The organism is Roseateles saccharophilus (assembly GCF_004342485.1).
GTDB lineage: Bacteria > Pseudomonadota > Gammaproteobacteria > Burkholderiales > Burkholderiaceae_C > Pelomonas > Pelomonas saccharophila.
Genome location: NZ_SMBU01000061.1, coordinates 1 through 19,386, shown reverse-complemented (window position 1 = coordinate 19,386; position 19,386 = coordinate 1). Strand labels below are relative to the sequence as shown.

The window sequence follows — 19,386 nt, the reverse complement described above, 5'->3', positions numbered from 1 at the left end:
TGCGAGTCCCGTCCAATTCTTCGCGAGACAGCAGCCTTGACTCAACCTCGAATAGCTTGGGATCGCGAGCCGAAATCTACGCGGGACGTAACACCTGGGTCTCGGTGCTGGTGGAAGCACGACAGCACGCTGATGACCCCGCCATCCACGACGTAGAACAGCGAGTAGGGGAAGCGGCGCAAATTGGCCCGGTGGATCGCCGGATCAACTTCAGGGTAGAGCAGCGGGTTCAACCGAATGAACCGCTCGACGCGCTCCAGCTCAGCGAAGAAGGCTTCGCCCTGGCGAATGCTCGCCTGGTCGTACCAAGCAAACGCGTCGGCGATCTCCGCCGGCTTCGGCGCGGGGCTTGAAGATCAGGCTGAAGCTCATGCGCGGGCGTCGAGTAGCTTGGTCTTCAACTCCTGCAGGGTGATTCCGGGCTCACCCGGGTTGGCCCGATGGTGAGCCAGGCGTGCGCGCAACTCGGTGCGCTGGGCGTCGGTGAGCTGGCGCGGGTCATCCGCGTCCGCCTCGGCGCTGGCGATTAGGGCTTCGCCCAGCTCGCGCTTTTCAGCGGGGCTCAAGTGGATCAGCTCATCGGCGAGTTGCGCGCGCATGTTGTAAAGGATAACAAACCGAGCCCTCCGCTGCGGGTGGGTGATGCTCGCTTGCAGGACATCGCGCTGCGGGACGAGCCCACCCGACGGCGACCGGCCTACCAATCCTCCATCCAGCGGGTGAGCTGCAGCGTGGCCTTGGCGACATGCTTGTGCACCGTGGTGACGCTCAGGCCATGGACGCGGGCGATCTCGCCGTAAGGCAATCCGTCGATCCGGTGGGACAGGAAGATCGTTCGCGTCGTCTCGCTCAGCCGGCTGATGCCGACGCTCAGCCGCGCCAGCCGCTCCTTGGCCAGCAGCACGGCTTCGGCCGTGGGGGCGAAGTCGACGAGAACGACTTCCTCGGCCAGCACTTCATCGCCCCGCGTCATCTGCGCCCGATGGGCATCGATAGACAGGTTGATCGCCGTGCGCATCAAGAAGGCTTCGGGACGCTCGACCACTTGCTCACGCTCATAGCAGGCCAGACGCGCCCAGGCCTCTTGAACGAGATCGTCAGCGTCCTGCGCGCTTCGGCCGCGGCGCATCAGGGCGCCACGCACGCGCGAGAGCGTCTCGCGCAAGTTCTTGACGAGTGCAGCCATGGGTCGCTCAGGCCGCGCTGGCGGCCACGGCGCTGCCGGCCGCAGGGACGGATGGCGGGCGGCCGATGAGAGCCTTTGGAGGTGAATGAAGGCGCCGGTCGGCCCGCTCGAGGGCCTGGGCCAGGAAGGCTGCGGCGGCGGCCTCGTCCTCGAATGGGGGGTGGCGCTGGATTGCGCGGGTCATGCAAGCCTGCAGACGCTCCGCGGTGGCCGCGGCCGAATGGAGCGTTGCGCGGCGGCGAGGCCCGAAGGCGCCGGGGGCCGGAGCTGGCGGGTTTTCGCTGGCGGTGCCGCCGGCCGAAGACCAGATCACGGCGTCAGGGTACGTCGATACCCATTCAGCCTGGCCGGTCCCGGCGATCACCTTGATCTGCTCGATCCCGCGATCGTGCAGGTCTTCGGCAACGAGCCCGGGTGCCAGCTGTGCCGGCCACACACCGAGGACCTCGTACTGGCCCTGTTTGAACAGGCCTAGCGCCCAGCGCCAGCCGACGCGTCTGACGGTGTCGCCGTCGCGGACCGGCAGGTGCAGGGTCTTGAACTCGGCGCATACGTATCGGCGGCATAGCGGGCGGCGCATCCATTGGCTGGTCTGAGAGGCGGTGTAGTTTCCGATCACGATTTTCCCCCCAAGAAGGTGCTGGAAGCGCCGCCTCGTCAGCTGGCTATGTAGCTATCTGCCCGTCACCGTCGCTTCCCACCCCAAAGTCTAAGGAACTCTTAGGGAAATGCAAACAGATTTCTAAGAACCTCTTAGGGTGACACGACCTTCGACCAACGCCATTTCTCGAACCACTGCGCTACCGTCATCCACAGTGTTTGGGGTGCGCCTGCGCCAAGCGCGGGAGCGAGTGGGGATCAGCCAAGAGGCGCTGGCAACAAGTGCCGGCATTGACGAGTTCTCTGCCAGCGCGCGAATCAGCCAGTACGAGACGGGCAAGCATGTGCCCCGCTATGAAATTGCCTGCAAGTTGGCAGAAGTCCTCGCGGTTCCCGTTGCTTTTCTCTATGCCAGGGACAACGCGACTGCACAACTACTGCTCCTTTGGCAGGCGGCGCCAGCCGCCGCTAGACAAAGGGCCATCACGGCCCTTGAGTAGTGAGTTTTTAGTCGGGCGCCTCCTATCTGGTCGATAGGCCTGGACAGTTTCAGGGCACAGGTCAGAAACGCGCACCAGCGCTGCCACGGCCGCCCACTCGCCGGGGCGAGCTGTGGATCGCAGCCCGTGCGGTGTTGCCCGTGGACGCCTGCGCGCCGACCTGGCCAAAGAGGAGCAACTCCTGCTCCTGCCGCCTGCACAGGTTAGGCTCGCCAAAGGCGCTCCACTGGGTTGCCGGATTCGCGGCCCTGGTGGTAGCTGACACCTTTGAATCTGCCCCGTCCTGGCTTGGTTGGCGGGCGAAAATGCCCCGATGCCCGCATTGATCCTCGCCTCGACCTCGCGCTACCGCCGGGAACTGCTGAGCCGGCTGCGCCTGCCTTTCGAGGCCGTCGCGCCCGACGTGGACGAATCTGCCCTGCCCGGCGAAACCCCGGCAGCCCTGGCCGAGCGCCTGGCGCTGGCCAAGGCCCGGGCCGTGGCGACGGCGCACCCCGGCGCCATCGTCATCGGCTCCGATCAGGTGGCCGATCTCGGTGGCACGGTCATCGGCAAGCCCGGCAACCATGAGGCGGCGTGTATGCAATTGCGGCAGATGAGCGGGCGCGAGGTTGTCTTCCAGACCGCGGTCGCGGTCGTCGCACCGGGCCTGGCGGCCATCGAGCGCGCCGAGGTGCGGGTGCGCGTGCGCGAACTGAGCGACGCGGCCATCGAGGCCTATCTGCGCGCCGACGAGCCCTATGACTGCGCCGGCAGTGCCAAGGTGGAAAGCCTGGGCATCGCGCTGCTGGACGCCGTCGAGTCCGACGACCCCACGGCGCTGATCGGCCTGCCGCTGATCCGCACCTGTGCACTGCTGCGCCGCGCCGGGCTGGAGCCGCTGGCATGAGCCCCGCACGGCCGCCCGAAGGGGCTCAGCTCCCGCTTGGCGGGGCCGCGCGCAACGCGAAGGGTGCAGCAGCGGGCCGGCTGATCCTGATGCCCAACACGCTGGATTTCGGCGTGGACGACACGCTGGACCTGCGCGAGGTGCTGCCGCAACGGGTCATCGAGCAGGCCGCGCGGCTGACTCATTGGGCCGCAGAAAACGCAAAGACAACGCGCTCGCTGCTGAAGCGGGTCGGCGCGGTCGTGCCGCTGGCACAGCCGCTGCAGGCCCTGCAGATCGTCGAGCTGCCTCGCGCTGCCAAGGGGCGGGCGGCGGGCGACGACTCGGCGGCCTGGCAGGCGCTACTGGCGCCGGCCCTGGCGGGGCACGACGTCGGCCTGATCTCGGAGGCCGGCCTGCCGGCCGTGGCCGACCCGGGCGCGCGCCTGGTGGCGCTGGCGCACGAGGCCGGCATCGAGGTGCTGCCGCTGTCGGGGCCGAGCTCGCTGCTGCTGGCCCTGGCGGCCAGCGGCCTGAATGGCCAGAGCTTTGCCTTCGTCGGCTATCTGCCGGTAGAGGCTGGCGCGCGCGCGGCCCGCATCCGCGAGCTGGAATCGCTGTCGGCCAAGGCCCAACAGACCCAATTGCTGATCGAGACGCCCTACCGCAACGAGGCGCTGCGCCAGGCCCTGCTCGCGACGCTGAAGCCGGGCACCCGGCTGTCGATCAGCGTCGGCCTGACGCTGCCGGGTGGCTGGACACGCACCGCCACGGTTGCGGATTGGAAGCGGGGCAGCACGGCCGCCCTGCCCGACCGCATTCCGGCGGTCTTCGCGTTGCTCGCCTAGCCTTCGACGGGCGCCGGCTTCTTGGCGCCGAACAGCGCCGCCACCTGCTTCTTGGGCTTGATATAGCTGGACAGGCCCTTGACCGGCGCTGCGGACTTGGCCTTTTCCCAGGCCGGCGGCGCGTCGGGCGCTGCGCTGGCCTCGTAGGGCTTGTCGAAGAACGGATCCTTGGGCGGCGCTGGCGGGCGGAACACGGAGCGCGGTGCGGGTCGGCTACCGGCCGACTCGTCCTCTTCGGGCCGGCGGCGTTCGAAGCGCGGCAGCCGGCTGTCCTGCAGCTCGAAGGGGTCGAGGTCGATCTTGCGCTTGATCAGCTTCTCGATGTCTGCCACCAGCCGTGCGTCGGACTTGGTCACCAGCGTAACCGCCAGGCCCGACGCGCCCGCGCGGCCGGTACGGCCGATGCGGTGCACATAGTCCTCGGCGTTGAAAGGGACGTCGAAGTTGAAGACCGCCGGCAGGTCGGCGATGTCCAGGCCGCGTGCGGCCACGTCGGTGGCCACGAGCAGGTCCACCTCGCCGCGCTTGAAGGCGTCCAGCGACTTCAGGCGCTCGTCCTGGGACTTGTCGCCATGCAGGGCCGCGGTGCGCAGGCCGTCGCGCTCGAAGGAACGCGCCAGCCGGGCCACGCCCAGCTTGGAATTGCCGAACACGATGGCCTGGCGGATAGCCCGCTCCTTCAGGATCTGCTTGACGATCGCGCGCTTGTCGTCGTCGCTGGCGCTGATGAAGCGCTGCTCGACGGTGGAGGCCGTCTGGTTGGGCCGCGCCGTTTCGACGAGGATGGGGTCCTGCAGATAGCTCTGCGCCAGGCGCTTGATCTCGGGCGAGAAGGTGGCCGAGAACAGCAGGGTCTGGCGCGCCTTGGGCAGGAAGCTGAGGATGCGCTGCAGGTCCGGCAGGAAGCCGATGTCCAGCATGCGGTCGGCCTCGTCGAGCACGACGTACTCGACCTGGTTGAGCACGCAGTTCTTGGCCTCGATGTGGTCCAGCAGACGACCCGGCGTCGCGATCAGCACCTCGACGCCGGCCTTGAGGGCGGCCGTCTGCGGCTTCATGTCGACGCCGCCGAAGACGACGACCGAGCGCAGCTGGGTGTGCTTGGCGTATTTCTTGACGTTGTCGGCCACCTGGTCGGCCAGTTCGCGCGTCGGCGCCAGCACGAGTGCGCGCACCGGGTGGCGGGCCGGCGACACGCTCGGGTTCTCGTGCTTGAGCATGCGCTGCAGCAGCGGGATCGAGAAGGCGGCCGTCTTGCCGGTGCCGGTCTGGGCTGCGCCCATGACGTCGCGCCCCTCCAGCACGATCGGGATCGCCTTGGCCTGGATGGGCGTCATCGTGAGGTAGCCAGAATCGGCCACCGCACGAAGCAGCTTGGGGTCGAGGGGAAGGGTGTCGAAACGCGCCGGCGGCGCGTCGATGACCGGGGTTTCGGTCTGGGAAGCGTTTTCGCTCATAGCCGGCGATTATCGCCGCCCTGCCCTTTTTGGGGTTTTCAGCGTGTCACGACCAGCCATTTGGGCGTCTTGAAGCGCACGATGCGGCGATAGAGCGCGACATAGGTCAGGCCGAACAGGACCATGCAGGCGGCGATCAACGGCGTCGAATCCCAGAAGGCCAGCGCCGGCACCAGCGACGACACGCAGAGCATCCACAGATAGGGCGCCGTCATCGAGTTGCGGCGCGTCATGGCCCGCGCGTCGCGCGCGCCGATGGCCCAGCGCATCAGTCGGCGATAGATCAGCGAATGCAGGTGGATGCCGTCCGGTAGCCCGGGCGGCACGGCGCGCACGACCTTGCGGCGGTAGATCGAGAACACCGTCTCGAACACCGGGTAGATGCAGACCATCAGCGGGAACAGCGGCGAGACCTCGGCATTGCGGGCAATCAGCAGGATGCCGATCTCGGCGAGATAGAAACCCAGGAAATAGGCGCCGCCGTCGCCGAGGAAGATGAGGCCTGACGGGAAGTTCCACACGAAAAAGCCCAAGGCCGCGCCCACACCGGCCAGCGCCCAGAGCGCCAGCGTCAGGTCGCCGACCTGATAGGCCACGTAGGCGAACACCAGCAGCATCAGGCTCACGCACATGGACGACAGGCCATTGAAGCCGTCGATGATGTTGACCGAATTGGCGACGCCGGCAACGGTGAACACCGTGGCGAAGTAGGCACCGACGACCGTGGAGACCACCCAGTCGAGGCCTGGAACGTCGGTTCTCGTGATCGTCGCGCCCAGCAGCCAGATGCCCAAAGCGGCAGATACCGCGGTCGCGAGCAATCGCTGGCCCGGGGACACGCGTTTGGTCAGATCCTCGATCAGGCAGGCGACAAAAGCCGGAAGGCCGCAAAGCAGCAGCAACCCGCCGAACTTCCAGTCCGGGTGTTTCGCGAAGGCTGCAACACCGACGCAACAGGCCAGGCCCGTGAACATTCCCGTCCCGCCGATGCGCGGCACCGGGGTGGCGTGGAATTTCTGGGGGCCGGACAGGTCGGCGTCGGCCGACAGATGCGCGTGGCTGCGAGAGGAGTGGATGACCAGCAGGGTCACCACAGCGGCCACGAAGAACGAGACGAGAAGATAGAGCATTGGCGCCAGTTTACTAAGCCGTCCATCCCGAAGCTGCTCAACCGCCGCCCTCTAGAATCCGCAACCCATCGAGATGGCGCGCCCGGCATCGGACGCGCCTCTTTGACGATCAACTCACCGGTAGATCCCTTGCGCTGGCACCCCATTCCCGCCCTCCTGACGACCGCCGTTCTCGCCTGCGTCGCGTTCGCGCCTGCCATGGCCGACACGACAGGCACGGACAACCAGAACCAGGACACGAACAGCACCGGCCCGGTACGCCTTGGCAATAGCCCATCGTCCCTGCGGGGGCCAGCGGCGGTGGATGACATGGGCCGGCAGTCCGGCAGCGATGACAATTTCATCGAAGCCCGGCTACGCAATGTGCCGCCGGTCAAGGCCCAGGCGCCCAGTGAGTTTGAGACGTATGTCAGCGAACTGGCGGGCATCCCGATCCAGCGGCTCGGTAGCGATCTGATGCTGCCTGCACGCGGGATGACCGCGGTGGAGGCCAATCGCCAGGTGCCACCCGACTATGTCGTCGGCTTGGGCGACGAGATTCAGCTCACGTTGTGGGGCTCGGTAGACGCTGACCTGCGACTCACTGTCGATCGATCGGGCCGCATCGTCATCCCGCGCGTCGGCCCCGTTGTCGTGGCCGGCATCAGGCAGGCCGACCTGAATGACCTGCTGACGCGAAGGGTCGGGCAGGTCTTCAAGAACTTCCAGCTCAGCGCCACGCTGGGCCGGCTGCGCAGCATCCGCTACTACGTGACCGGCTTCGTCGCCCGCCCGGGCGCGTACAGCGTGAGCAGCCTAGCCACGGTGATGACCGGCCTGGCGCAAGCCGGCGGACCGTCGGCGGCCGGCAGCTTCCGCAATATTGAACTGCGCCGCAATGGCCAGGTGGTGGGGCATTTCGACCTGTACGACCTGCTGGTGCGCGGCGATAAGAAGGGCGATCTGCCTCTGCAGGCTGATGACGTGCTGCACGTCGGTCCGGTGGGGCCGCAGATCGCGTTGATCGGCTCGGTCAACAGGCCTGCGGTCGTCGAACTCAAGGGGACAGAGACAGTTAATGACGCGATCGCCTTCGTCGGTGGCCTCTCGACGGTGGCGGACACCCGGCGCATTTCCATCGAACGCCTCAGCGACCGCAATGACCGCCGAGTCGTCGAACTGGCGTTGCCACAGGACGGCACCCAGCGCGTCAGCAATGGCGACGTGCTGCGCGCCTTCAATGGCGTGACGGCGATGCTGCCTCAGGCCAAGCAATACAAACGGATCCGGGTGGAAGGCGAAGTCGCTCGGCCGGGCGACTACGTGCTGCCGCCAACCAGCACTTTGCTGGATGCTGTACAGGCGGCCGGCGGTCTGACGCCTCAGGCCTATCTGTTCGGCACCGACCTGTCGCGCGAGACTGTTCGCAAGTTGCAGGAAGTGCAGTACGACCGCGCGCTGCGCGACCTCGAAACCGACTTCACGCGCAACACCTCGACGCAAAGGGTCAGCGGCGCAGAGGATGCCGCGGCGCTGGCGCAGAAGCAGAGCGGCACCACCCGGCTGATCGAGCGCCTGCGCGCGGTACGCCCGACCGGGCGCGTCGTACTGGATCTGACCGATAGCTCGCGCGACCTCCCCGCGCTGCCGGTCGAAGAAGGCGACCGGCTCTACATCCCTGCCCGCCCCAACACAGTGGGTGTGTTCGGCAGCGTGTTCAACGGCGGGAGCTACCTGTTGAAGTCGGGAAATTCGATCGAGGACATCGTCAAGTTGGCGGGTGGCCCGACTCGTGGAGCGGACGCGGGAAGCATGTTCGTGCTGCGGGCCAACGGCAGTGTTGTCAGCGCCAGGCAGTCCAGCAGCGGCTGGATCGGTGGCAATTCGCTACCCAGTCTGGCTGCCCTACCGGGCGACACAGTGTTCGTGCCGGAAGAGTTGAACAAGACGACCTTCATGCAGGACGCGAAGGACTGGACGCAGATCCTGTATCAATTCGGTCTGGGTGCGGCAGCGCTGAAGACGATCAAAAATTGATCGATAGGCACAACTGGAGCTATTGCCGTGACCTTATCGCGCCCGTCCGATATATCCATTGACATGTCTTCCGACCCCAAAGAAGGCGTCAGCATCGTTGACCTTGCCAGCACGCTTGCCTCTCGCTGGCGCCTTGTATTCGGCGGCTCGCTGGCAACCGGCGTACTCGCCTTCGCCGCGTCCTATCTGATCGCCCCCACCTTCACCTCTAAAACAACCTTTCTTCCGCCCCAACAGCAGCAGAACTCCGCGGTCTCTGCCTTGGCATCTTTCGGTGCCTTGTCGGGCTTGGCTGGAGGTATCACGGGCATCAAGAGCCCCGGCGATCAGTATGTGGCCTTGATGCAGTCTGTCAATATCGAGGATCGCGTCATTGACCAGTTCAAGCTGATGGATGCCTATGAGGCCAAATTTCGGTTTGAAGCCCGTAGAGAGTTGGAAAGGAACGTCCGAATTGCACTGGGCAAAAAAGACGGCCTGATCTCTGTCGAGGTGGATTCGAAGGATCCGAAGGTCGCGGCTGCCATGGCCAACCAGTATGTTGCCGAGCTGCGTCGATTGACGGGGGAACTCGCTCTGACCGAAGCCCAGCAGCGTCGAGTCTTCTTTGAAGGCGAGCTTAAACGTACGCAACTTAAATTGACCGAGGCACAGCAGATTCTGCAGAGTAGCGGTTTCAACCCCGGCGCACTGAAGAACGAACCCAAGGCCGCTGCCGAAGGCTATGCCAGCCTCAAAGCACAAGTCACGGCAGCTGAAGTTCGCTTGCAAGCCATGCGGCGAGGGTTGGCTGAAGCGACACCCGAAATTCAACAACAGATTGCCCTGCTTGGGGCTCTGCGGGCCGAACTCAACAAGATCGAGACAACCAGCGAACGCGGAAACGGCAAAGACAGCGATTACGTCACTCGATATCGGGAATTCAAGTATCAGGAAACCCTATTTGAACTGTTTTCCAAGCAGTTTGAGATGGCGCGTCTTGATGAAAGCCGCGAAGGGGCTCTCATACAGGTCGTCGACGTCGCCACACCGGCCGAATGGAAAAGCAAGCCCAAGCGTGCATCCATCGCCCTGGGTGCGACTACAGTCGCCTTCCTGGTTTTGGCAATTTGGGTATTGGCAACAAACTCTCGGAAAATGGCCAAAGTGCCTCAATCCAAATAGGGAACCCTCGTCGCATGATCCGCCCCAATCGCCGCAGCTCTCAGTAGGCTGGTTAGCAAAAACAGCCCTAGATTGCTCCGCACGGGGTCACGAACGGCCAGATCTGCCCCCACGCAGCGCACGGACATCGACGCAATCAACACCAAAAAATCTCTAGCCATGAACAAACCCATTTACGTTACACAGCCCTTTCTTCCACCGCTGGACGAATTCATTCCCTACCTCGAAAAGATCTGGGACAACAAGATTCTGACCAACGGCGGACCATTCCACCAGCAACTGGAAGAAGCGCTATGCAGCTACCTGGGCGTCAAACACATCTCTCTCTTTACCAACGGCACCATCGCACTGGTCACCGCCCTGCAGGCATTGCGGGTTACCGGCGAAGTCATCACTACGCCCTATTCATTCGTGGCCACTGCACATTCGCTCTTGTGGAATGGAATCAAGCCGGTATTCGTGGACGTCGATCCAGAGTCGCTAAATATTGATCCGACCAAAATTGAGGCCGCGATCACGCCATACACGACGGCTATCATGCCGGTGCATTGCTATGGCCGCCCTTGCGATGTGGATGCCATTCAAAGAATTGCCGACAACTACAACTTACGCGTAATTTACGATGCAGCTCATGCCTTCGGCGTGAATGGCCCCAAGGGCAGCGTGTTGAATAACGGCGACCTTTCAGTGCTGAGTTTTCACGCCACTAAAGTATTCAATACCTTCGAGGGTGGAGCCATCGTCTGCCCCGACGCAAAAACCAAGCTCCGCATCGATCAATTGAAAAACTTTGGTTTCGTTGATGAGCTCACCGTGGTGGCTCCGGGGATCAATGGCAAGATGAGCGAGATCAATGCGGCATTCGGCATGCTGCAGTTGAAGCACATCACCCACGCGCTTGATCGTCGCAAAGAGATCGATGGAGCTTACCGAGAACAGTTAAAAGATATCAAAGGAATTCGCTGCCTCGGCGAGTCCGGCGAAACCGAGGCCAATCACTCCTACTTCCCGATTCTCGTCGAAGATGACTATCCATTAAGTCGCGACGAGTTGTACGACAAACTCAAGACCCGCGGCGTCTTCGCTCGCCGCTATTTTTACCCGTTGATTACGGATTTTCCCATGTACCGAGGTCTTCCGTCGGCACACCGCGACAACTTGCCGACGGCGAACAATGCGGCACAGAAAGTCATGTGCCTGCCGATCTATCCGACCCTGACCTCAGAAAATATCTCAAAAGTGGTGGACTGCATCCGCGAAGGACTACAAGCGTGAAATACGCAATCATGCAGCCATACTTTTTTCCTTATCTCGGCTATTACAGCCTGATAAAGAATACCGACCGCTTTATCCTATTTGACGATGTCCAATTTATTCGTCATGGCTGGATCGAGCGCAACAGAATCCTGAAGCCAGGTGAAGGCTGGCAGTACATCGCTGCGCCGCTGGAGAAGGTCACGCTCGGCACCAAGATCAATCAGGTCAAAATCAAGTCAACCGAAGATTGGCGGGACAAGCTCTTGCGGCAACTCGAACACTATAGGAAGAGGTCACCCTTCTACAGCCAAACACTAGAAGTGGTGAAGGAATCCATAGCCCTAGATACTGACAGCATTGTCGAACTCAACAAGAACATACTGATCAAGACTTGCGAATACATTGAGATCCCGCTCACCATCGATGTATTCAGCAGTATGCAGCTCGAGATTGAACCCGCAACGCATGCCGGAGAGTGGGCACTCAACATCACCAAAGCCCTCGACGGCAGCGAATACATCAACCCCACCGGCGGCGTTGATATTTTTAAGAAGGAACAGTTCGACACCGCCGGGATCAGCATCAAATTCATGGGTAACAACCTGACACCCTACAGTCAGCGCCGAGGAGTGTTTGAATCAGGATTATCAATCATTGATGTCATGATGTTCAACGCGCCAGAGCAGATTCGCACATTGATTGACGACACCTATTTGCTCTAAAGCGATAGAGGGATCGGATGATTACAAAGTCGGCAACCCGAAAGAACAATTGCACCCTGGACGGTCACTTTACAAAAAGCGCCCGCACAGCCTGGGGTCACGTGATCAAGAGCCTATCCGGATCAAGGCGAGTAAAGTTGCTCTTGCCCGCCTATATTGGCTTCACCGAACGGGAGGGCTCGGGCGTCTTCGACCCCGTCTCCGAGAACAAATCGGATTACTCCTTCTACAAAGTCAACAGCGACCTTAGCGTTGATCTGGCGGATTTCAAGAAGCAGCTCGCAGATGGCGTCAACCTCGCCCTTGTCATTCACTACTTCGGCTTTTGCCGGAGCGACATGGCCGCGCTGAAGCAAATGTGCACGGACGCAAACGCCACCCTGATTGAAGATTGCGCGCATGCATTCCATCTGGAAGCATCAGATTCAGCATTGGGTCGAATCGGCGATTTCTCCTTCTATTCTCTGCACAAGTACATTGCAACTGAGAGCGGCGGCTTTCTCAAGGTCAACAATAAGAAACTCGAGGTTCCGCCCATCCCGCCAGAAGATGCCGCCGCCCCCGAAGTGATGATGCAATACGCATTGACGGACTTCAATGCGGTGAAGGCCATCAGGCGCCGAAACTACGCGCATTACGCCAACTTACTGGCGGCTGTCTCGCAGATTGAAATCATGTTCGCCCTGGCAAGCGAAGACGCCCCTCAGACGTTCGCAATTCGAGTCAAGAATTCGAAGCGCGAGCCTCTTTATTTCCATCTGATGCAGCGCGGCATGCCGACAACAGCGCTGTACTATCGGCTCATCGATGAAATTCCAGCCTCGGAGTATCCAGAGTCATACTCCATTGCAGGGGATATCTTGAATCTGCCAGTTCATCAAGACACAACCGTTGAAGATGTAGAGGAGTTGTGCGCTGCCATCATTGCGTTTTTCGAAGAGAACACCTGAGTCATGAGCATGCTTTTAGAAATTGAAAGCCTGCTGAAAGAGGTCGATGATGAATTCATTCCCAGCCTCTCCTCATTGGTCAACCTTGCCGAATACTCACAAAAGCTCCACAAGAACGCAACAATCTTCTCAAACCACGACAGAGGAAAATTGGTGGCACTGCTGGCGGTCTACCGCACAGACACGGTCAACAAGGTGGCTTATTGCCCCATGCTCGCAGTGGCCAAAACACATCGGTCCTACGGCTTGGGTGCAAGTTTGGTGAGATCAGCGATTGAGCTCCTAAAGAAGACCGAGTTCAGGATTTTCAGATTGGAAGTTTACAAAACCAACTTGGGAGTGCTTGCTTTTTACAAGAAGCTAGGGTTCTCGATCGAATCGGAAACGGAATCCTCCGTCTTCTTGGAGCTAAACCTCGATCAAAACAGCTGATTGGTAATATGCATCGGCTTGGTATGACTCGCGCCCTCAGCGCGAGTGCCAACAACTGGTTCACCCATGGGAGTGAGCCGTTGTCCGGCCGCCGTGCCAGCCAACCGATTCTGAGCATTGCTATGGCAACTTGCCAATCAAGCCAAAACAAGAGCCATTTTGTCGCTTAAGAAGAATATCCTCGCCAATTATATCAGCCAGATCTATGTCACGCTGATCGGCATTGTCATGGTGCCCCTGTACGTCAGCTACATGGGGGCTGAAGCATACGGACTGGTGGGCTTCTTCGCCATGCTGCAAGCTTGGTTTCAGTTGCTGGATATGGGCCTGACGCCCACCATGTCGCGCGAAACTGCGCGATTTAACGGAGGCGCGACTGACGCGATGAACTTGCGCCGTCTGTTGCGGGCCTTGGAGGGCGTATTCATCGGAACAGCACTCCTGGGTGCTCTCGCCATGGCATTTGCTGCAGGGCAAATAGCAAGCAACTGGCTCAATGTACGAGAGCTTTCCCTGGTCGAAGTGCGACATGCCGTGATTCTGATTGGCATCATCGTTGCGCTGCGCTGGGCTTGCGGACTCTATCGGGGCGCCATTTCCGGTTTCGAGCGCTTGGTATGGCTCAGCGCCCTCAACAGCGCGGTGGCAACCGCACGTTTCGTCCTTGTCATCCCGTTCTTCATCTACGTTGGAACAACACCTACCGAATTTTTCTCTTACCAGCTGACGGTTGCCCTGCTTGAACTCATGGTGTTGGTGGTTCAAACATACCGCTTGATGCCAAAATCAGAAAGTGGCATTGACGCGCCTTGGGACTGGGCGCCGTTGCGCGGTGTGCTGAAGTTCTCACTCTCGATTGCGTTCACCAGTTCGGTCTGGGTAATGGTGACGCAAACGGACAAGCTGCTGCTGTCCAGAATACTTCCGCTGGCGGATTATGCCTACTTTACTCTGGCAGTATTGATGGCCAGCGGGGTCATGATAATCAGCGGCCCTATCAGCGTCGCGCTTGTTCCGCGGCTCACACGGTTGCATGCAGAGCGGGATGAAACGGGCCTTGTCCGCCTGTATAGAAATGCTACGCAGCTTGTGGCGGTAATTGCCATCCCCGCCACTTTAGTTCTCGCACTCTTCTCGAAGCAAGTGCTCTGGGCATGGACCGGCAATGCCGAGGTCGCCGAGAAGGCCGCACCAATCTTGACGATGTATGCCCTGGGTAATGGATTTCTGGTCTTGGCGGCATTTCCATACTACCTCCAGTTCGCTCAAGGCAATTTGAAACTGCACTTGATTGGCAACATCTTGTTTGTGCTTGCCTTGATTCCCGCCTTGATCTGGGCTTCAATGACTTTCGGGGTCATGGGAGCCGGTTGGGCTTGGTTGGGCGCCAACTCGTTGAGTTTCCTCCTCTGGGTGCCAGTAGTGCATCGCAGCTTTTTACCTAGGCTTCATATGAAGTGGCTGTGCATGGATATCGGCGTCATAGCGCTCTTGCCCTGTGTCGCAGGCTACGTAGCACACCACTGGCTGCGATGGCCGCAAGATCGCCAACTGACCGCCTTCGCTGTCGCGCTGCTGAGTCTCCTGCTCTTTATCTTCACGGCCGTAGGCTCATCGTTTGTTAGGGAGCGCGCTTTCACAAGATGGCATCACCTTTTCCCCAGAGCCGGCACAGAGGGAAAAGCTTGAGCCAGCACCCCACTCATCGAGGATGAGCCGAATCGTCGGTCGGGGTGCTTCGAATCCCTGTTTGTAGGCTGAAATGCGAGGCCGAAAACCAAAGGGACATGGCGCCGTCGCGATCTCGAGAACTGCTCATTGAAATGGTCGGCAAAGGCCTAAGAGTGGGGTCTGTTAGTGATCATCCCGCTCGGAGATACCGCTTCAGTAGCGCGACTTCAGCCAATGCTCAGAAAGAGCGAAGTCGCCGGATTTTTAGAACGCATTGTCGGCCTCGTCTTGTGTCCAAAGCCCGGCGGCGAACATTCGTCGAAGTGATGATACTGAATATATCGAAATGACTTACGAGATCAACAGCCGCCCTCTTGGACTCGCATCGACTGACCAAGAGCTGATACGTCGACACACGCTTGTCAGTCGACTCAAGTCGAATACGTTTCTGAGATCGCTTTGGAATAACTATCGAAAGTTTCGGCCTCCGACACAACCACGAGCTCACGCCGAAGCAGCCGATTATTCCGGAAAGATCGTAGTGATATACAGGCATGTGTACATCACCCATGACCGTGAACGATTCCCCCAGAAACACAGACCCAGCGAATTCAACCATGATGATTGTTTTCGAAACCTGGTCGAAACCGTAGGGAATCATCCGAGCAAGGGTGTCGTCAAGATCATTATCTATTACAACGGCACAAGGGAGCAGTTCCTATCAGACCCCCTCTGCGCCTACCTGGACAAGATAGAAGTCAACGTCGAGGTTTTTTTGCTGAGCACCAAATCCGCTGTAGAAGCCGTTCTGGTCTTACTGCGGGAAACCTTGTCGATGGATCTCAACGATCAAGACATTGTCTACTTTCTTGAGAATGACTACATTCACCATGAAAATTGGGTCAATGAAGTCTTGAGCGCTTATTCATCAAACATACCGTTCGACTATCTCTCGTTGTACGATCATCCTGATCGATACAAAATTCCAAAGAATTATCAAAACACAGAGCTCTTCACGACCGGCACAAGACATTGGGTCACCGCACCGTCAACATGCGGAAGCTTCTTGGTTCAATTCGGCAAGTTCAAACGGGACTTCAAGTACGTGTACTCCACCAAAAATGACCACCAGATGTTTTCGCGCCTTACGGGAAAGCTCAAGAGAAAGCTTATAACGCCGGTGCCAGGTTTGGCGGTGCACTGTATGGCGGAGCATCTCGACCCCATTCAACGGTTTGAAGAATACTTCAAGCGCCCCAAAAATGAATAAGAACGCCGTTGTCTTCGACGTAGATAAGACCTTGGTCTTTGGCGATCTTCACAGCATTATCATCAAGTTGTGGCTGAAAAAGAACAGGCGCTATGCAGCTCTACATGAATTTACCCAACTGCTCCATGCGGCCGCATCACTCCCCTTCCTGAAAAGGAAGATTGAATATTTGTTCACCGCACTCATACCTGCCGCCGATATTCATCCAATAATAAAAGATGTGCTGACAGATGATTCAATCGCAAACAAAAAGCTACTTCGAAGAATAGTCAAATACAAGAAAGCCGGCGCACAAGTTTTCTTGGTCTCTGCCGCGCCAGAACGAATAATAAACATTCTGGCGAAGTTCCTCCAAGTGGAAGCTATCGCCTCCAAGACGATCACTGGCGTTCTTATTCGTGACTATCTTGCAAAAAAGAGCAAGGCATATAATTTACTGCTGTCCAAAGGTCTTGTGATACGAACAATCTACTCGGACAGCGAGCTGGACTTCTCGCAGAAATCCAAGAACTTCTTGATTGATCATCATTCGATGGTTTTGAAGACTTGACCTGATTAGTAAGCGGCCTCAGCTGAGCCAGATTTACGCCAACTCCGAGGGTGTGGGCGACAGGCGGCCCCATAGGCGAAGCCCCTGTTCGGAAGCCTCTCAATGAGTCGATTTCAAAGCATGGCTGAGGCAACTTGCTAATCAGTCGGCCCTGCAAAACGCCTGGAACCCGCATGAACACTGGTGATGCGGGTTCCAGGCGTTTTGCAGGGCCGACTACTTTGAGGGCTTCGCCGCCTTCGAGGAGCGAGCGGTGAGCCGCAGGAGATTCGAAATGTTCCAGCATCGACAGGTCTCGGGTACGGGGGGTGCGTGCGGGCGACTCCGAGTCGCTACAAGCAGGCCACAACCATCGTGACGAGCAACCTGGACTTCGCCGCGTGGGGCAGACCTTCGACACGAGCCGACCACTCGCTTCAGCGACACGCGACCGGCTGCGCCATCACGACGCCTACCGCCTGGTGTTGGCCGGGCGCAGCTACATCGATCCAAAGGTATATAACGCCGGCCGTCGGACAAAGGCAGGAGCGAAGGGCCCTGAGGACGCCGCAGAACGCCCCTCTACGGGGTCTCGCTCAAGACAGCCTCGGCGCTCACCGTTTCTGACCCACCTGTGCTCAGCCGAAGCTGACCCACCGAGTGCGCAATTGCTTGTGGAGCTGAAGCTGCTCGAGTTGACCTGGCAAGCGGGGGGTGCAGCAAGAGCAAGGAACGCTACGTCGCCCGCGGCGACGCATAAGCGCCATGAGGCTCAGCGCGCCCCGGGCTCGCGCGTGTGAGCGCGCTTGGGGCCTGCTGACGAGGGCGGCGCTGCAGACGCGTCGCTGGCGGTGCTGCTGGCGCGCAAGGACGGCCCATCGATGCGGATGGTGATGCAGTGGTGCTGCAGCCGATCCAGCAACGCATCGACCAGCGGCTTGTTGTTGAACAGCGCATACCACGCGGGGTAGTCGAGGTTCGTCGTGATGATCGTGCTCACGCGCCCGTAGCGCTGGTCCATCAGGCGGAAGAAGGCGTTGACCTGCTCGCTCTTGAGGTTGAGGTAGCCGAGCTCGTCGATGCACAGCGGCTGCGTGCGGCTGAGCGCCGTGAGCAGCCGCGTCGTGCTGCGATCGGCCAGCGACGCATACAGCTCGTCGAGCAGCGCCTGGGCGTTGTAGAAGCGCCCGCGCCAGCCGTTCACGCAGGCCTGGCGCAGCAGGCCCAGCGCGATGCCGGTTTTGCCCGTGCCGGTCGCGCCGATCAGGACCAGGTTTTCGGCGCGGCGCACGAAGTCCAGCCCGGCCAGCGCGAGGATCTGCGCCTTGTTCACGCCAGGCTGCTGCTTGAAGGGGAAGGTGTCGATCGTCCACTGCCAGGGCAGGTGCGCGCGCGCGATGCGGTTGACCAGGGCGCGCTCGCGCTGGAACGAGGCCTGCTCGGCAAGCAGGCGCTGCACCACCTCGGCGGCCGGCACCGCTTGGGCTTCGGCGCGATCGAGCTCGGCGTCAAGCACGCGCGCCATGCCCTTGAAGTTCAACTCGTGCAGCAACGCGTGCAGCCGCTCACGCGTCGTCAGCGGTGTCGTCTTGACCATCGTCGTCATCGAGCGCGAAGAAGTCGCCCGCCACATGCCGCAGCACCAAGGTCTCCAGCCGCGCCAGATCGAACAGGCCGTACTTCTGCGCCTGCTCCACCGCGGCGAGGAAGGGCTGCGGCGGGTAGGAACGCTTGAGCTGCAGCAGCCGGTTGAGCGCGCGCGTGCCGCGCCCATTCAGGTGCGCCACGAGCGCGCCGACATAGGCGTCCAGCACGGCATGCTCGCCCCGCAGCAACTGCGCTTGCAGCGAGGGCTGGCGCGGCGCGCGCTGAGGCACCGTGTGATGCCCGGGCAGCGTGTGGCGCGCATCGCGCTCGCCCACCAGTCGGGGGTGGATCGCCACCGGCATCCGGCGGTGTTGGATCTCGATGCTCGCGTAGTGCTTGTACACCGTCACCGTCTTGCCCACCAGGCGCTCCGGCACCGAGTAGCGGTTGGTGTCCACGCTGACGAAGCCGTACAGGTCCACCACCCGATCGAACACGTCGTAGACCGCCGGCAACAACGTCGGCAGACCCTGGAGGTGGGGCTTCTCCATCACGTACGCCGCCTCGGGCGACATGCCCAGGCTGCGCTTGGGCTTGGCATTGGCCACCTCGATGCACCAGCGCAGCACTTGCGCGTTCAGCTCCTCGAAGCTGGCGAACGTCCGCCCAGGCAGGAAGCCGCGTTCGATCCACGCGAAGGGGCGTTCGATGCGCGCCTTGCGGTCGGGGTGGTTCACCCGGTGGGCACGGAACTCGATCCCCAGGCTGCGCGCGAAGGCCGCCATCTCGGGCGCGATCACGGCGTCGGCCCCGGCGCCGCCGGCCAACACGACGCTGGTGTTGTCGATGATGCAGCGCGGGCAGCTGCCTTGCATGAACTGCACCGCCTGCAGCAGGAAGTGCTTGGCCTCGAAGCGCGTGAAGCGTGGGTAATAGTGGACGAACAGCCGCCGCGAGTACGCCAGAGTCAGTCCCGCGCACTGCGCCGTGACGCTCTTGCCGGCCACCTCCAGGCGATGCGGCGAGGTGTCGTGCTGCATCTCCTGGCCCGGTGCGAAGTCGTAGGTTCCCGAGCGCTTGGGGGGCGCGCGCAGCTCGGCCTCAGTAAACGTTCCGGGAACCCATCTTCCGGATAGCCGGCGAAGCTGAGAACCTTGCATCCGGAATGACAACGGACGAAGCGAGGCGAGGATGGACCG

20 protein-coding genes are annotated in these 19,386 nt (G+C 60.8%); 13 read left to right on the top strand and 7 right to left on the bottom strand.

Features of this window, described 5'->3' with window-relative positions:
- A partial coding sequence (locus tag EV671_RS27105) for a hypothetical protein (protein ID WP_207911256.1) occupies window positions 1–353 on the top strand: 353 nt, incomplete at its 5' end.
- Between the two features lie 15 nt (window positions 354–368).
- Here the strand turns inward: EV671_RS27105 and EV671_RS25345 are convergent.
- From EV671_RS25345 to EV671_RS25335, 3 genes are all read right to left on the bottom strand, one after another.
- Window positions 369–599, bottom strand: a complete 231-nt coding sequence (locus EV671_RS25345) for an addiction module protein (protein WP_132576694.1) — start codon at window positions 597–599, stop codon at window positions 369–371.
- Window positions 600–697: 98 nt separating this feature from the next.
- Window positions 698–1,186 carry an RNA polymerase sigma factor gene (locus tag EV671_RS25340; protein ID WP_132576693.1) on the bottom strand — a complete coding sequence of 163 codons (489 nt, stop codon included), beginning with the start codon at window positions 1,184–1,186 and terminating at the stop codon, window positions 698–700.
- Between the two features lie 7 nt (window positions 1,187–1,193).
- Window positions 1,194–1,805, bottom strand: a complete 612-nt coding sequence (locus EV671_RS25335) for a hypothetical protein (protein WP_132576692.1) — start codon at window positions 1,803–1,805, stop codon at window positions 1,194–1,196.
- Window positions 1,806–1,944: 139 nt separating this feature from the next.
- On the opposite strand from EV671_RS25335, the gene EV671_RS25330 reads away from it, so the two are divergent.
- The 3 genes from EV671_RS25330 to EV671_RS25320 all read left to right on the top strand — a co-directional run bounded on the left by EV671_RS25330 (window position 1,945) and on the right by EV671_RS25320 (window position 4,002).
- A complete protein-coding gene (locus EV671_RS25330; protein WP_207911255.1) occupies window positions 1,945–2,286 on the top strand; it encodes a helix-turn-helix domain-containing protein in 342 nt (113 codons plus the stop codon).
- Between the two features lie 313 nt (window positions 2,287–2,599).
- On the top strand, window positions 2,600–3,175 hold the full coding sequence (locus tag EV671_RS25325) for a Maf family nucleotide pyrophosphatase (RefSeq protein ID WP_132576691.1): 576 nt from the start codon (window positions 2,600–2,602) through the stop codon (window positions 3,173–3,175).
- 89 nt (window positions 3,176–3,264) lie between these two features.
- Window positions 3,265–4,002, top strand: coding sequence for an SAM-dependent methyltransferase (locus EV671_RS25320; RefSeq protein ID WP_243655885.1), 738 nt, complete (start codon window positions 3,265–3,267; stop codon window positions 4,000–4,002).
- On the opposite strand, the gene EV671_RS25315 is transcribed toward EV671_RS25320, so the two are convergent.
- Window positions 3,999–5,459 (bottom strand): DEAD/DEAH box helicase, encoded by a 1,461-nt coding sequence (locus EV671_RS25315; RefSeq protein ID WP_132576689.1) that lies wholly within the window; start codon window positions 5,457–5,459, stop codon window positions 3,999–4,001. The genes EV671_RS25320 and EV671_RS25315 overlap by 4 nt on opposite strands.
- 38 nt (window positions 5,460–5,497) lie before the next feature.
- On the bottom strand, window positions 5,498–6,589 hold the full coding sequence (locus EV671_RS25310) for an MraY family glycosyltransferase (protein ID WP_132576688.1): 1,092 nt from the start codon (window positions 6,587–6,589) through the stop codon (window positions 5,498–5,500).
- A 129-nt stretch (window positions 6,590–6,718) separates the two neighbouring features.
- On the opposite strand from EV671_RS25310, the gene EV671_RS25305 reads away from it, so the two are divergent.
- The 9 genes from EV671_RS25305 to EV671_RS25265 all read left to right on the top strand — a co-directional run bounded on the left by EV671_RS25305 (window position 6,719) and on the right by EV671_RS25265 (window position 16,621).
- Window positions 6,719–8,605: an SLBB domain-containing protein gene (locus tag EV671_RS25305; RefSeq protein ID WP_165917726.1), complete on the top strand. Its 1,887-nt coding sequence runs from the start codon at window positions 6,719–6,721 to the stop codon at window positions 8,603–8,605.
- Between the two features lie 63 nt (window positions 8,606–8,668).
- Complete coding sequence (locus tag EV671_RS25300) at window positions 8,669–9,769, top strand: Wzz/FepE/Etk N-terminal domain-containing protein (RefSeq protein WP_132576686.1); 1,101 nt, start codon at window positions 8,669–8,671, stop codon at window positions 9,767–9,769.
- A 159-nt stretch (window positions 9,770–9,928) separates the two neighbouring features.
- A complete protein-coding gene (locus tag EV671_RS25295) occupies window positions 9,929–11,044 on the top strand; it encodes a DegT/DnrJ/EryC1/StrS family aminotransferase (protein WP_132576685.1) in 1,116 nt (371 codons plus the stop codon).
- Window positions 11,041–11,748, top strand: a complete 708-nt coding sequence (locus tag EV671_RS25290; RefSeq protein WP_132576684.1) for a WbqC family protein — start codon at window positions 11,041–11,043, stop codon at window positions 11,746–11,748. Before EV671_RS25295 ends, EV671_RS25290 begins: the two co-directional genes overlap by 4 nt.
- Before the next feature lie 137 nt (window positions 11,749–11,885).
- The gene (locus tag EV671_RS25285; RefSeq protein ID WP_207911254.1) at window positions 11,886–12,698 is read left to right on the top strand and encodes a DegT/DnrJ/EryC1/StrS family aminotransferase; all 813 of its coding nucleotides are present in this window, start codon (window positions 11,886–11,888) and stop codon (window positions 12,696–12,698) included.
- 3 nt (window positions 12,699–12,701) lie between these two features.
- Window positions 12,702–13,130 (top strand): GNAT family N-acetyltransferase, encoded by a 429-nt coding sequence (locus EV671_RS25280; protein ID WP_132576682.1) that lies wholly within the window; start codon window positions 12,702–12,704, stop codon window positions 13,128–13,130.
- A 117-nt stretch (window positions 13,131–13,247) separates the two neighbouring features.
- On the top strand, window positions 13,248–14,819 hold the full coding sequence (locus EV671_RS25275; RefSeq protein ID WP_243655884.1) for an oligosaccharide flippase family protein: 1,572 nt from the start codon (window positions 13,248–13,250) through the stop codon (window positions 14,817–14,819).
- 328 nt (window positions 14,820–15,147) lie between these two features.
- The gene (locus EV671_RS25270) at window positions 15,148–16,071 is read left to right on the top strand and encodes a hypothetical protein (protein ID WP_132576681.1); all 924 of its coding nucleotides are present in this window, start codon (window positions 15,148–15,150) and stop codon (window positions 16,069–16,071) included.
- On the top strand, window positions 16,064–16,621 hold the full coding sequence (locus EV671_RS25265; RefSeq protein ID WP_132576680.1) for a haloacid dehalogenase-like hydrolase: 558 nt from the start codon (window positions 16,064–16,066) through the stop codon (window positions 16,619–16,621). The genes EV671_RS25270 and EV671_RS25265 overlap by 8 nt, the downstream gene beginning before the upstream one ends.
- Window positions 16,622–17,372: 751 nt before the next feature.
- On the opposite strand, the gene istB is transcribed toward EV671_RS25265, so the two are convergent.
- Both istB and EV671_RS25255 read right to left on the bottom strand, forming a co-directional pair.
- A complete protein-coding gene (gene istB / locus EV671_RS25260) occupies window positions 17,373–18,197 on the bottom strand; it encodes an IS21-like element helper ATPase IstB (RefSeq protein ID WP_132576695.1) in 825 nt (274 codons plus the stop codon).
- Window positions 18,166–19,227, bottom strand: a complete 1,062-nt coding sequence (locus EV671_RS25255) for a Mu transposase domain-containing protein (RefSeq protein ID WP_132576679.1) — start codon at window positions 19,225–19,227, stop codon at window positions 18,166–18,168. The genes istB and EV671_RS25255 overlap by 32 nt, the downstream gene beginning before the upstream one ends.
- Window positions 19,228–19,386: the final 159 nt, after the last annotated feature.